Raw genomic sequence first — 13,667 nt, 5'->3', positions numbered from 1 at the left:
AATAAAATAAATAGACTCTTTTACATTTCATTTGCAAGAATCTTTTGCTTAGTTTGTAAATAAAGATTTTCTGAATCTAATTGCCGCAGGTTACGTTTAGTAATATAATCTCATATTAAATAAAACTTTACCTAAGTTTATGCCAGACTCTACGTTAGTTTTAACAACTATTCTTATATTCTTCATCTTTACGTTGTCACTTTTTTTTATAAAAAGGATATTTGGATCAACGAACAAGAAGATAATAAAATCCTTCAGAAAAATTGCTCAGCAGATTAATGCGCTAGAGCAAGAAATGCAGAGCTTATCTGATGAGGATCTTGCTAGTAAAACTGCGGAATTAAAACAAGAACTGAAAAATGGAAAAACACTAAATGACCTTCTCGTACCTGCATTTGCGGTTGTACGAGAAGCATCACGAAGATTCCTTAACATGAGGCATTTCGACGTTCAGCTAATTGGTGGCATGGTTCTCCATAATGGCATGATATCAGAAATGAAAACAGGAGAAGGAAAGACACTAGTCGCAACTTTAGCTGCATATCTAAATTCTTTAGAAGGAAAAGGTGTGCACGTCGTAACTGTTAACGACTATCTTGCAAAACGAGATACAGAGTGGATGAGTAAATTATATAATTCTCTTGGAGTTTCTGTTGCATTTATTACAAATAATTTGAAAGACGACGAGAGAAAAAAGGCTTATAGCGCAGATATAGTATACTCAACAAATAATGAACTTGCCTTTGATTATCTACGAGATAATATGAAATTTTCTCAAGAAGATATGGTTCAGAGAGGCTTCAATTATGCAATAGTAGACGAAGTAGACTCCATACTGATTGATGAAGCGCGTACTCCGCTCATTATTTCTGGCCCACTTGAGGAAAATAATCAGATATATAAGCATATCAATAAAATAGTAATCAAATTAGTTGATTCTGACTATGAAGTCGATGAAAAGAGTAGAGCAGTGTTCCTCACTGAAAATGGCATTTCACGAGTGGAGGAATTACTAAAATCGTATAACCTCATTCCTGAAAATTCCTCGCTCTATGATACTAGCAATATTATACTGACTCATTATATAGATCAAGCACTTCGTGCACATAAGCTGTTTACTGCTGATAAAGATTATATAGTGAAAAACGGTAAGGTGGTAATTATTGATGAGTTTACTGGGCGCATGATGGAAGGTAGGAGATATTCTGATGGTCTTCACCAGGCACTGGAGGCAAAGGAGAATCTTGAAATTCAGCATGAAAGTCAAACTTTAGCATCAGTCACATTTCAGAACTACTTTCGTATGTACAACAAACTTTCTGGTATGACAGGAACAGCAGCAACAGAGGCAGAGGAGTTTCGTGATATATATAGATTAAATGTAGTAAAAATTCCAACTAATGTGCCTGTTAAGAGAATAGATGTTGATGATGAAATTTATGGCACAGAAAAAGAAAAATTTAATGCTGTATTGAAGTTCATAGAAGAATGCCACAAACGCCTTCAACCAGTGCTTGTTGGCACTGTGAGTATTGAAAATTCTGAAAAACTTTCCGATCTTTTGAAAAGCCATTCTCTTAAGCATTCAGTATTGAATGCTCGTTATCATGAACAAGAAGCGTATATAATAGCGCAAGCTGGAATACCAGGCAGCATTACTATAGCAACAAACATGGCAGGACGTGGAACTGATATTCAGCTTGGTGGAAATGTTGAAATGATTGCAAAAATAGAGCTCGAGAAAATAAAAAATGCTGATGAAAGAGAAAAAAAATATCAAGAAATAGTCGAAAGAGTAAAAAAAGATAAGGAAATTGCTATAAAAGCTGGTGGCTTATGTGTTATTGGAACCGAAAGGCATGAAAGCAGGAGAATAGATGATCAACTGCGTGGCCGTTCTGGCCGTCAAGGTGACCCTGGACTTTCTAAGTTCTTTCTATCACTTGAAGATGATTTAATGAGGATATTTGGTTCTGATAGAATGAGGAATTTTTTGCAAAGAGTGGGACTAAAGAACAACGAGGCTATTCATCATCCATGGATTAATAAAGCACTTGAAAAAGCACAGAAGAAAGTTGAAGTTAGAAATTATGATGTGCGGAAGTCTTTGCTAAAGTTTGATGATGTAATCAACAATCAACGTAAAGTTATTTTTAAGCAGAGAAATCATATTTTAAACAATGAAATCAATGATTTAGTTGAAGTATATAGTGAAGTAAATGAGGATATAATAGAAGGTATAGTACAAAGTGGTTATTACGAAGATTATGTTGAAGATATTGCAAAAGAATTCCACATAAGATACGGGATAACGCTTAATCTAGAAGAGTTTTTGAATAAACAAGAAGCTTTGGATTATATAAATGACAAGATACAAGAATTTTTTACTGAGAAAGAAAAATATTTCAATAGTCAACAAACTACAGATTTGTGGAATACGATAGTGAAACAAGTGATGATCATGACACTTGATCATTTATGGAGGGAGCACCTTTCGGTCTTAGAGAGCCTAAGACAAAGCATAAATTTGCGTGCCATGGGGCAAAAAGACCCACTGAATGAATTCAAACGCGAAGCTTTCTTAATGTTTGAGTCGATGCTTGAAAAGTGGGGGGAGCTTACCATTCACCGCCTAGCGCACTTTAAGTTGCTAGACAATCAAGAAATAGGCAATAGGTCACGCTCTACTAAAAATAGCAGACTTCCAAAAGTTTCAAGAAATGACAAGTGCCCTTGTAACTCTGGAAAAAAATACAAACACTGTCACGGTGCAGTTGCCGTAGTGAATTAGTTGTTGCAAGCACATTATAGCTGCTATAGCTAACCGAAGTAAGATTTGCCCGAGCACTAAAAAACAAAATCAATAGCCGAATTAATATTGGGCCAAAAGGTTTGTAGAGCCTTTCTTATGGCGTGCTTGATCAGAACTTCTCAATCGGATTTAAATCTGGCGAGTATGGAGGCAAGAACAAAATTTTACACCCAATATTTTCTATCAAATTTTTCGTCCTTGCAGATTTATAAAAGCTCGCATTGTCGAGAACAATAGTCTGTCCAGGTTTAAATACAGGAACAAGTACATTTTCTACATAAGCATCAAAAATCTCCCTGTTGCAGTAGCCATCAATTATCCATGGTTTTTCCTTCATTCAGTGCTCCAATTATGCTTACCCTCTTTCTTTTAAACCCTGGGCAAATAACCTCTTTCCTCTTTGAGACCACCCATATTCATAAAATTCATTATCTTCTATTCCAGACTCATCTATGTATATCAAGTTTTCTTTGTTTATTTCTTCTACTTTTTTTATGAACTCTTTGCGTTTCTCTTTATCTCTTTACTCGATAAAGAAAAGTTTTTTTTATATTTATAGTTTACTTTGCTAAGGTAGTTATATACTGTGTTTTTACACATATTACCAAATTCTTCAATTATCTTTTCAATTCTAATATCTTAATTTCCATCCAGAAATTTGGCAAATCTATCTAAGTCTTTAATCTTATGACCATATCCTTTGTGATAGCCTGAAGATGGTTTCTGTTTCTTTTTTCCTCCACAAATATATTGGTTTTATGCTCACTTTGAATATTTGACTGATTTTTTTTATCGTCATTGTTTTTTTATCGACTCCTTTGAAAACACGTTCTTTCAGATCCTCACTATATGGACTTGGCATCTTCTTCTTTCTCATTACTTATTATACCATTCTAACCAATTTTGCCATATAGCTAAACCTTTCTTGGGTTAGCTATAGATGATAAAATATTTGATTCTAGTTCTTTATAGTCTACTAATCCGGTAGTTCTATTTGCTTGACTCATTTCAAACCTCCATTTTTTATATCAATTTATTACTTTTCTTTTCGGCTTGACACACTTTTTTGAAGTTCCCCACTTTTTCTATCACCTTTTCAAATTCTTCTACAGTTAAGCCTGTTATATTACGAAAATTTCTTGGGTGTTTCTTTATATTGTAGTAACTAAAGCTCATTTTTTTACCTTATTCTATCTGCTTATTCCTCTTCCATCATTTTATCATTACCTTTTGCAGCAGGTCTATTGATGCATGAGTCTGGAATCTAGGAATTCTGATTATATATTAAGTTAGTAAGTATAAAAGTTATGTAAAAATACAACGTTTTTATTGAGATTACGGAAAGCCAGCGTCACACGCTGGAATGACATCTTTCTTGGTGGACTCAAATCATAATGTTTGTACGGTTGTGGATTTATAACTAAAGCAATCTAGAAAATTAATGATATTTTATTCCCCGGCAAACGCTCTATTTTATTTTCCGTCTCTAGTTCCAAAAGAGCCATTAGAGCTATGTTGGTAGAAAGTCCGCTTGCTAATATAAGTTCATCTATATCAACAGGTACAGAGTTAATATGATCAACTATAACAGATTTTGCCTGTTGTAATTTTTCTTGTTTTTGGTCAGCAACGGCATCAAATAGATTTTTTTGCTGAAGAGGTAAACTAAATCTCACGCTCTCTACTATATCATCAGCGGATTCAACAAGTTTAGCGCCGTTCTTAATTAAATAATTACTACCACTACAGCGTGAATCTAAAGGGAAACCAGAAACTGCAAACACCTCTCTTCCTTGATTCAAAGCAAAATCTGCTGTGATGAGAGAACCAGACTTTTTTGATGCTTCAATTACCACAACACCGAGTGAAAGGCCAGATATAATTCGGTTTCTTTGGGGAAAATACTGAGGCTTTGGTTTAGTAGCAAATGGAAGCTCAGTAATTACTAACCCGCCATTTTCAGTGATTCTTTTGTATAGATCAAAATTTTCTCTTGGGTATACTACGTCAATTCCGCTTGCTGTGACAGCAATGGTTGGGTGATTTTTGTATATTACACTGTTTGCTGCAGTATCGATCCCTCTTGCAAGTCCAGAAATTACGATGAAACCAACTTCGCTTAAATCAAGTGCCAACTTATTGGCAAAATTTCTTCCATTGATTGAAGAATTACGTCCACCGATTATTGCAATTATCTCACGGCTTAACAATGATATATCACCAAGTGTAGTTATTACAGGAGGACAACTCGGTATATTCCTTAAAATGTCAGGGTAATCTGGATCACATGCTGGTATTATTTTGGCTCCAATTTTTTCTGCATTCTTAATTTCTTCTTGTACATTTTTAATTCCATAATCCTTGTTAGCCAATTCATTAAGATACTTAAGCACTTCATCTAGTGAGCCACATGCTCTTAGTATACTAAAAAACTTTACTGGTCCCACAGTTCTAGCCAAGCTTAGCCATATTTCTAATTCTTCGTTATTTAATTTATTTATCTTCATAAAAGGCTTGAATTTCTTATCAGTTTAGTGTACCCAAGATAATGCAAATATACAGTATTTTATGACGCATTTTGTTACAGATAAATGCATAAAATGTAAATATACGGACTGTGTAGAAGTATGTCCCGTTGACTGCTTTTATGAAGGTAAAAATATGCTCGTGATTAACCCAGATGAGTGTATTGATTGTGGAGTGTGTATACCTGAATGTCCAGTAGATGCAATTGTAACTGATGATTCCATAAAAGATATTCTAGAGCTAGATGAAGGCTTACTGAACAATGAACAAAAAATCTTTAAATCATTTTACAACATAAATGTAGAATATTCGCAAAAGTGGCCAAATGTCACAGCTAAAAAGCAACCCCTAGATACAGCAGAAGAGTATAAAGAAAAAAAGGATAAAACAGCTTATTTTGACGAAAATTTAGGTTAATAGAGTACGAAAGTGGACTCACACTTTTTTGATTAAATAGACATTGAACTGTAAGCATCTATTTCATCTGCCATAGACGATAATTGTGCACTCTCAAAACGGAGATTGTTTGCAATGTCTATTAATTTCTCACTAATTTGTGAACGAGGTTCAGGCACTGGAAAGAAAGCATCACATCTAGCCTTGCACAGAGGTTTGTCTGTTTCATTGAACGCCTCTTCACAGTTTTTATGGCAAATATGAGATAGGTTGCGTGCCTGAAACGTTAATGAATTCGAGTTTTGTGTAGACATAACCATAATATACTCCTAAATTAAAAAACTAACTCCACGGTAGCATTTATGTGTTAATAAAATTGTAATATTTATATTAGCATAATTACTTTTCAGATACGTTTATTACTTTATTGAAAAGTTCAGAATAAATAGAGAGTACAAAAGAAGCCTCACATCTTTTTGGTTAAATAGACATTAAATCATAAGCGTTCACTTCATAAGAAAATGTATTATCTGCTGATATATTATTATCAATATCGTTTAGTTTATTCACCGATTTAAGTTCATTGCTCAGCTTCGTGAAACCTTCTGTAATTGTCTTATTTAATTTATAATGCGATGACCATAACGGTTTAGTGATTGATTTAATACAATCTTTACTTAATGGACATTCATTATTATCTGTTACCATAATATTCTCCTTAATTAATATTATATTTAATATAGTATAAAAGTATTAATACTATATTAAATATGGAATTAAGAGTAAATAAAGCAATACAGAAACGTCTTACAGTTGATTCAGTGAATCTTGCACCATAGCTTTAAAGGGTTTAGAAGACTAAGAGTTGGCGATGTGTATTATACAGACACCAAAAACATGAAGGTTACAATAGGATATAGGGACACCATTTACGTTTGAAGGAAATATGTTTTGCAATAACCCTATTCTATAATGCAAAACCCAATGTATTACTTGCAATCTGGTGTCTGATCACAAAGGAACCAGTTTACATAAAACTACTTGCCACCTGCAAATTGCAATATCTGTACAGCTGTGGAATTTTTCAAAGCGTTTTTTCTATTGAAGATAAAAGTATCTTTTATATATGATATATAGCAAAATATTAGGGTGCTTATGGTTCCAACTATAGCAATTTTAAGTGGTGGATTTTCTTGCGAAAGAGAAATATCGCTTATGAGTGGAAAAGCAGTAAAGAAGGCGCTTGATAGCCTTTCATATAATGCAATAGAAATAGATGTTGATAGCAACATTGCTCAAAAGCTTAAAAAAACTAATCCCGCTCTTGCTTTTATTGCTCTACATGGACCTTACGGTGAAGATGGCTGTATTCAAGGTTTACTGGAGATTTTAGGTATAAAATATACACACTCAGAAGTTATGGCTTCGGCTGTTGCTATGAATAAAGTGATGTCAAAGCATATATTCCATTCTCTTAATATCGACACTCCAAGAGGTTATGTAATTAGTCGAGAAGATGTGCTAAAAAATAATATTAAAGTTGATTATCCGTACGTCTTAAAACCGATTAACGAAGGCTCAAGCATTGGAGTACACATGATTTTCTCACATGAGGATTACTTAGAGCTGAAAAATAACAGTTCTACTATAATGGAAAAGATGATCATAGAAGAATACATACCGGGTATAGAGTTACATACTGCTGTGTTGCTGAATGAAGCAATTGGCACTATGGAAATACGACCAAAAAATAAATTCTATGATTATGAAGCAAAGTATACAGATGGATTTGCAGAACATATATTTCCTGCTAAAATTCCTGACAACATATATAGAATGACCTTGGAACACGCACTAAAAGTTCATCAATTTTTAGGATGCAAAACTGTTTCCCGCTCAGACTTCCGTTATAATCCCCAAAATAACACTTTAAAAATGCTTGAGATTAATACACATCCTGGCTTTACTGAATTATCGTTAGTACCAGAAATTGCAAAATTGACAAAAGGAATTGATTTTAATGAATTAATTAAAATTATTGTCAAAGACAGTTTACACCACAAGAATATTAGAGATCAAGCCGATGTTGAACAATGTTACTAGAAGCCAAAGGAGTTTTTTGCGCAAGTGTGCTTTCATGATTATAACTGCACTTTTCCTTACACTAGTACTTTATAGTTCACTTGATAAAATAACAAATCGATTCAATTACTACTTTACTTGGTGTAACGATCGCTTATCGAGCTTATTAATTAGCAATGGATTTTCAATCGACAAAGTAACCGTTACTGGAAACAAATTTACAAATGAACAGGACATTCTAAGTTTAGTAGATAGAACACAACCTATCATGTATGTATCACTCTCAAAACTAACAGATAATATACAATCTGTAAGCGAATGGATAAAACATGTAAGAATTTATAGGATTTTACCCAACACCTTACGCATTGATGTAAATGAACACAAACCTTTTGCTCTTTGGAAAGATGATAACAGAACTTCAGTAATTGACTCTGAAGGTAAAGTAATCGTAGATGATTACCAGATAGATAACCTCGTTATAATCAAAGGACAAAATTCGTTATCAAGCCTAAAATTCATTAAATATATACTAGAGAGGAAAACTCAATTAAGTGATCATATTTCTTCTTGTGTTTATGTAGGCAATAGAAGATGGAATATCATACTCGATGACAGTGCCACAGTAAAATTGCCTGAAGATAATCCTTATAGCGCATGGGATTATTTAAGCCACTTGCAAAATACAACCGACTTTACTTTTAGCAATTGGAGCATAATTGATATGCGTGTTGCTGATAAGATCTTTGTGAAGAAGTGATCTGCTCGGTGCTCCTTTTCATTTCATGCAAGTAGCCCTTTCTCTGTCATCCGAGTAGCTTAAAACTGGAATCCAGATTGCAAGTAATTGATTGGGTTGGGTGAGTATGGGTTTTGCATTATAGAAGGAAGCATTAACCATTACTAAACACAAAGCCTTGATCTGGAGTACAATGTTTTAAGACAGAAACACCACAAAGATCTCCCTTAGATTGAGAGTCTTCTTTAGCACGCTTGAGTCGTTTAAATATCTTAGTGTCTGTACCTATATTTTTCTCAGCATAATCGTATAAAAGCTGCAATATCTTTCCACTAGCGTTAATGGCAATTTCAATAGTCGTATTTTCATCATTACCATCTGGAGAGTAGTTTAAGCTTGGTTTGAAACCATGTTTGTTTTTTGATTCCAATAATTCTTCTATCTCTTTGAGTAATTTATCTAGCTTACCCTTATCCTTTTCATTTGATGCTTCTTTTACCTTTTGAAACAAATTATAATCCTGTCGCAATTTTTGAGAAAATTTTTCTTTGCCTTCTTTATTTTCCTTGTTAATAGATGCAGCTTTTATACAACCAATATTAATATTTGGATCGGCAAGCAGAAGGTCAATAATCTTGGAATAGCTATTTTCTAGTGCTAACGACAAAGGAGTGTTACCTTCATCAGTCTTAGCATTAACATCAGCTCTATAATCCAGAAGAAGTTTCACTACATCAACGTGACCTTTTTTTGCTGCTATATGTAAAGGAGTAGCATTTTGTATCCACTTAGCATTAACATCAACTCCATAATTCAGAAGAAGTTTAACTGTTTCAACAGAACCAGATATTGTTGCTAAATGTAGAGCAGTATATTCTTTGTACTTTCCAGCGGTCTTAGCATAAACGTCAGCCTTGTTATTCAGAAGAAGTGTAACTACATTCCTAGCACCCCTGTGTGCTGCAAAATGCAAAGGAGTAAAATCTTGATAGTTTCCAGTAGCTTTATAATCAACATTTGCCCCATGCTTCAGAAAGAATTCAACTACATACTTATAATCCTTTTCTGCTGCAAGATGTAAAGGAGTCAGCCCATTCCGATCGTTAGCATTAACATTAACATTTTTTTCTTCGATTAGGTATTTAACTATCTCTAAATGACCATTCTCAGCAGCGTTATGTAATGGAATCTTACCTGAAGCATCTTTAGCATTAACATCAGCTCTATAATCCAGAAGAAGTTTAACTATAGTATTTTCTAAAATGAATGATAAATTTCCATTATGGTATTACCAACCAAAAGTTGTAAGTCTGTACATTTATACATTAGAGGTCTGAGGCGGCTTTTGATGGTATGCCAACAGTGTTCTATGGGATTCAAATCTGGTGAATATGTTGGAAGATACAGCACATGACAGCCAAAAGACTCTATTAATGATTTTGTTTTAGTGGTCTTATGAAATGTAGCATTATCCATAACTATGGTTGTGCCAAGTGGCAATTTAGGTAATAACATCTTCTCCAACCATATATTGAATACCTCTTTGTCACACCCACCTTTGAAAGTCATTGGTGCAATAAATCTCATTCCAATCCACCCGGCTACTATACTGATTCTCTCTCGAGTTCTCCCTGGAATATCTGCATAAATTTTCTTTCCTCTTGGAGCACGTCCATATTCTCGGTATAACTTATTATCAACTCCTGCTTCATCTATATATAAGATGCTGGAATGGTCTATTTTTGAGATTTTATCAATAAATTGCTGCCTATCTTCTTGATTGCGCTCTTGATATAGTGTGACTTTTTTTTAAAGTAATTTTTAGCTGTTTTAGTCTATACCAAATTGAATTTATTCCAAATCCAAGATTTTGTTTCATCTCTGCCAGAGTATGATCTGGATTCTTTGTAACATATTCTTCGAGTATTTTTGGGTCTATTTTTCGAATAAAGCTACCGTTTTTAGATGGCTTTAGGCTTTCACCAGCAGCTTTCTTTTTTAACCAGCGGTACAGAGTTGCTATTCCTATCTCCATGAGCTCTGCTATCTCAACCTTTGTCTTCCCTTTTTCTATCATCAATACTGCCTTTTCCCTTAAATCCACACTATATGCCATTATAACTCAAATACTTCATTATACCTTTATCATTTACTTTAGGAAATACTATACATCAACGAGACCTTCTTTTGCTGCTATATGTAAAAGAGTAGCCCCTTTCTTATTTACATAATTAACCTGAGCTCCATTCTTCAGAAGAAATTCAACTACATTCTGCTCAACTTTGTGTGCTGCAAAATATAAAGGAGTAATACCTTCCTTACTCTGAGCATTAATATCAGCTCCATAATCCAGAAGAAGTTTAACTATATCTACGTAACCATTTCCTGCTGCTGTATGTAAAGAAGTCAAATTTTCCTGATTTACACCAGCTACAGCATGAACGTCAGCTCCATTACTCAGAAGAGATTTAACTACTTCATAATAACCATTTTCTACTGCCCAATGTAAAGAAGTACAATTTACTTCATCTCTAGCATAAACATTAACTCCTTGTTCAATTAATCTTTTAGCCTTTTTCAAATTTTTATTTTTTAAAGCTAAAAATAATTCCTTTGTATTCTTTTCTAATCTTTTTGATTCCTTTTTATCATTTAGATCCTGCTTATGCCTTCCATTCTGAGTCTTTGTACTCTTACTAGTACTATCTTTTTCATCTAAAGAAAGCTGTGGTTTCGCTTCTTGAACTTGATGAAATTTTTTAGCTTTCTTCTTTTTGTTTTTATTATGTCTACTTTCTTTACTCTGAGGTTTGCTAATATCATCTCCTTCATGTTCTGAGCTTTGTGAAGACCTAGAACTTATATCACTCTCTAACACTGAATTTGCACGCTTGTTTTTATCTAAGGCCTGATCCTTTTCATGATCTCTATTAGCTTTCAACGCATTCGTAACCTCTTCAGCATATTCTCTTTTTCCTTCCTTTTGCAATTTTGTTGCTATACGTTCAGCTTGCTCTATGTTTCCTTTCTCTATTAACTCTAGTGCCTTCTTTCTCCATTCCTCAGGACTCGATTTTTCTTGCTCAATATTTACATTATCTTCTTCCCCTGGTTCTATTATTTTCAATAAATTACTTTTATCATCTATAATGTAGACATTACTAGCAGCACGAGTAACTCCAACATACAGAGCGTTCATATAAAATTTATATTTCTCCAAAGACTTATCTTTCTTATCCTTATTTCTTGAAGTGTTAACTTCCTTTTCATTGTATGAATCACGAATTCTATTAATAGTATTATCTATCTCCCCGTCACTTTTATCCGTACATGCTATCTTCCATATTTCATTATAAGCTTTACATGATGTAAACTTGTAAAGAATCACATTTTCAAATTCCAAGCCTTTGGCTTCATGTATATTAAACACAAGTGGAGTATCAAATAACTGACGTGCACTTTTTTTACTTTCATCATTCAGAACTAAAACAGCGCAATTTATAGATTCATTTACTTGTTTTGCTATTTCTTCTTTTTTATCATCAGTAATAAAGCCAACGTTCCCTTTCTTCTTAGTCTCACTCTTCATGAAAAAAGCGTTGTCTACTGTTATTTTATCTTCTGAAGCAAAACAATAATTCTTAAGATGTAGTATACGATTGGCGAATTCAATAACTTGCTCACTATTACGATAATTCCTCTCAAGGGTATAAAAAACTCCCGATCCTTGGCTCATTATATATCTATTTTGACAAAGAAAAGATTTTAACTTAGATAAAGAGAAAAAACTTGGATGTATTACTTGATTAACATCACCACATAGTAAAAAGTTACTCTTATTCTCATCTTTTAAACTCTTTAACACCAGATCTAATGTGCTCTCAGTTAAATCCTGAACTTCATCTACAACAATCGCATCATACATTCCTTCTGTAATGCATTGATGAGTAACAAGATTAGGATCATAATACTCTGAATCTTTTTCTATAAACTTCCTGTACTCTTTAAAAAAATCATAAATATTACTCCTTTCATTCTCAGGAAACATAGATTCTCTCTTTCCTAATTTCTCATATAGGTCTTTTCCGTTCTCTCCTAATAAGCCTTTTCCCCCTATTACAGCTGTAAATTCTTCGAATATTTTATCTCCGTCTTTTTTATACTCCTTAAATTTATCTTTCTTGCATATTTCATCGAACCATGAAAAAAACTTATTTCTATCAATTGGCTTCTTTCCTTTTATATCTTCTGCTTTCTTTTCAAGAAACTCATGAAGAGATAAGAACTCAATTCTTTCTGGAATGCCAATCTTGAATTCACCAGCAATTTCATCATAGTATTCGTATTCAAATAATTTTTTTGATTGTTTTATAAGATTTTCAGACTGGGTAATATATAGAACTTTTCCTTCCTCGAACTTCTCTTTTATCCTTTTTAGGCTCTCCAAAGCCACTGATGTCTTTCCACTACCAGCAGCTCCATTGATAACTAAAGGCAATTCAATCCTTTCAACTATATCTTCCTGCTTTGCACTAAAAGTAATAAATTTACCGAGATAACTAACTTGTGGAGCATCTTCAATCTCTACTGTATCAGGAACTTCTTCACCTATTATTTTTATGTTTCTTATTTTCTCTCTATTCGTTAAAAATTTAGACTTATGATAATCATGATTCAGAATTACTTCTAAAATAACAAAAGCATCTTTGTCATTATGTTTTCTCCTCGTAAATAGTAATCTGTCACTATCACTTAATTTAGCTCGAAAATATTCAATATTCCCATCACCTTTTATTAACTTTATATTTCCTTGGCTTGTACTGTTGTTTTCCTCTAAATCTTTAATTATTTCATTGAACTTTTTCCTTAAAGGAGTTTTACCATTGTCTAAATCACAGTCATTAAACTCTTCACAATAAAATACAATACTCATAACTTTTATTAACTATTTAATTATATTAAGAATATAATAATATTATTAATACGTCAATATATTTATTACTAGATTAACCTTTATTATTTATTAATACGTAATTCTTATCTCATCATTAAATAAGTAATACTGCAAAGTTGTGGAATAAAAGTTAATGAATTTACTTTTTAGGCAGAGCT

General features: G+C 33.2%; 14 protein-coding genes and 1 pseudogene. 4 read left to right on the top strand and 11 right to left on the bottom strand.

Annotated elements, in window-relative coordinates; translation table 11 throughout:
* The first annotated feature begins 139 nt into the window (after window positions 1-139).
* Window positions 140-2,791, top strand: a complete 2,652-nt coding sequence (gene secA / locus AAGD65_RS02095) for a preprotein translocase subunit SecA (protein ID WP_264683168.1) — start codon at window positions 140-142, stop codon at window positions 2,789-2,791.
* A gap of 130 nt (window positions 2,792-2,921) precedes the next feature.
* On the opposite strand, the gene AAGD65_RS02090 is transcribed toward secA, so the two are convergent.
* From AAGD65_RS02090 to dprA, 4 genes are all read right to left on the bottom strand, one after another.
* Window positions 2,922-3,149: a transposase gene (locus AAGD65_RS02090; protein ID WP_264683167.1), complete on the bottom strand. Its 228-nt coding sequence runs from the start codon at window positions 3,147-3,149 to the stop codon at window positions 2,922-2,924.
* Window positions 3,150-3,497: 348 nt separating this feature from the next.
* Window positions 3,498-3,611, bottom strand: coding sequence for a hypothetical protein (locus AAGD65_RS06960; RefSeq protein WP_410542122.1), 114 nt, complete (start codon window positions 3,609-3,611; stop codon window positions 3,498-3,500).
* A gap of 224 nt (window positions 3,612-3,835) precedes the next feature.
* Window positions 3,836-3,988 (bottom strand): DUF4423 domain-containing protein, encoded by a 153-nt coding sequence (locus AAGD65_RS02085; RefSeq protein WP_264683165.1) that lies wholly within the window; start codon window positions 3,986-3,988, stop codon window positions 3,836-3,838.
* A 254-nt stretch (window positions 3,989-4,242) separates the two neighbouring features.
* Window positions 4,243-5,319 (bottom strand): DNA-processing protein DprA, encoded by a 1,077-nt coding sequence (gene dprA, locus AAGD65_RS02080; RefSeq protein WP_341810974.1) that lies wholly within the window; start codon window positions 5,317-5,319, stop codon window positions 4,243-4,245.
* Window positions 5,320-5,380: 61 nt separating this feature from the next.
* On the opposite strand from dprA, the gene AAGD65_RS02075 reads away from it, so the two are divergent.
* Window positions 5,381-5,755, top strand: a complete 375-nt coding sequence (locus AAGD65_RS02075) for a ferredoxin family protein (protein WP_010405211.1) — start codon at window positions 5,381-5,383, stop codon at window positions 5,753-5,755.
* 32 nt (window positions 5,756-5,787) lie between these two features.
* Here AAGD65_RS02075 and AAGD65_RS02070 read toward each other — a convergent pair whose 3' ends face one another.
* Both AAGD65_RS02070 and AAGD65_RS02065 read right to left on the bottom strand, forming a co-directional pair.
* Window positions 5,788-6,048 (bottom strand): hypothetical protein, encoded by a 261-nt coding sequence (locus tag AAGD65_RS02070; RefSeq protein ID WP_264707760.1) that lies wholly within the window; start codon window positions 6,046-6,048, stop codon window positions 5,788-5,790.
* A 166-nt stretch (window positions 6,049-6,214) separates the two neighbouring features.
* Entirely contained in the window at window positions 6,215-6,442 is a 228-nt protein-coding gene (locus AAGD65_RS02065) for a hypothetical protein (protein ID WP_264683163.1), read from the bottom strand.
* Between the two features lie 441 nt (window positions 6,443-6,883).
* On the opposite strand from AAGD65_RS02065, the gene AAGD65_RS02060 reads away from it, so the two are divergent.
* Both AAGD65_RS02060 and AAGD65_RS02055 read left to right on the top strand, forming a co-directional pair.
* Window positions 6,884-7,837 carry a D-alanine--D-alanine ligase gene (locus AAGD65_RS02060; protein ID WP_039833309.1) on the top strand — a complete coding sequence of 318 codons (954 nt, stop codon included), beginning with the start codon at window positions 6,884-6,886 and terminating at the stop codon, window positions 7,835-7,837.
* Window positions 7,818-8,576 (top strand): cell division protein FtsQ/DivIB, encoded by a 759-nt coding sequence (locus AAGD65_RS02055; RefSeq protein WP_264683162.1) that lies wholly within the window; start codon window positions 7,818-7,820, stop codon window positions 8,574-8,576. Before AAGD65_RS02060 ends, AAGD65_RS02055 begins: the two co-directional genes overlap by 20 nt.
* A gap of 133 nt (window positions 8,577-8,709) precedes the next feature.
* On the opposite strand, the gene AAGD65_RS02050 is transcribed toward AAGD65_RS02055, so the two are convergent.
* From AAGD65_RS02050 to AAGD65_RS02035, 5 genes and pseudogenes are all read right to left on the bottom strand, one after another.
* Window positions 8,710-9,528: an ankyrin repeat domain-containing protein gene (locus tag AAGD65_RS02050; protein WP_341810971.1), complete on the bottom strand. Its 819-nt coding sequence runs from the start codon at window positions 9,526-9,528 to the stop codon at window positions 8,710-8,712.
* Window positions 9,529-9,537: 9 nt separating this feature from the next.
* Window positions 9,538-9,789 (bottom strand): annotated as a pseudogene (locus tag AAGD65_RS06955) (ankyrin repeat domain-containing protein); the annotation flags it as partial.
* Window positions 9,790-9,812: 23 nt separating this feature from the next.
* Window positions 9,813-10,295, bottom strand: coding sequence for an IS630 family transposase (locus AAGD65_RS02045; RefSeq protein ID WP_252154099.1), 483 nt, complete (start codon window positions 10,293-10,295; stop codon window positions 9,813-9,815).
* A gap of 28 nt (window positions 10,296-10,323) precedes the next feature.
* Window positions 10,324-10,671, bottom strand: coding sequence for a transposase (locus tag AAGD65_RS02040; RefSeq protein WP_264336399.1), 348 nt, complete (start codon window positions 10,669-10,671; stop codon window positions 10,324-10,326).
* 48 nt (window positions 10,672-10,719) lie between these two features.
* Window positions 10,720-13,488: an ankyrin repeat domain-containing protein gene (locus tag AAGD65_RS02035; protein WP_341810970.1), complete on the bottom strand. Its 2,769-nt coding sequence runs from the start codon at window positions 13,486-13,488 to the stop codon at window positions 10,720-10,722.
* Window positions 13,489-13,667 lie beyond the last annotated feature (179 nt).

Source organism: Wolbachia endosymbiont (group B) of Chesias legatella (genome assembly GCF_964026945.1).
GTDB lineage: Bacteria > Pseudomonadota > Alphaproteobacteria > Rickettsiales > Anaplasmataceae > Wolbachia.
Note: the sequence above shows the minus strand (reverse complement) of the source record. Positions and strands in the feature narration are given on the sequence as shown.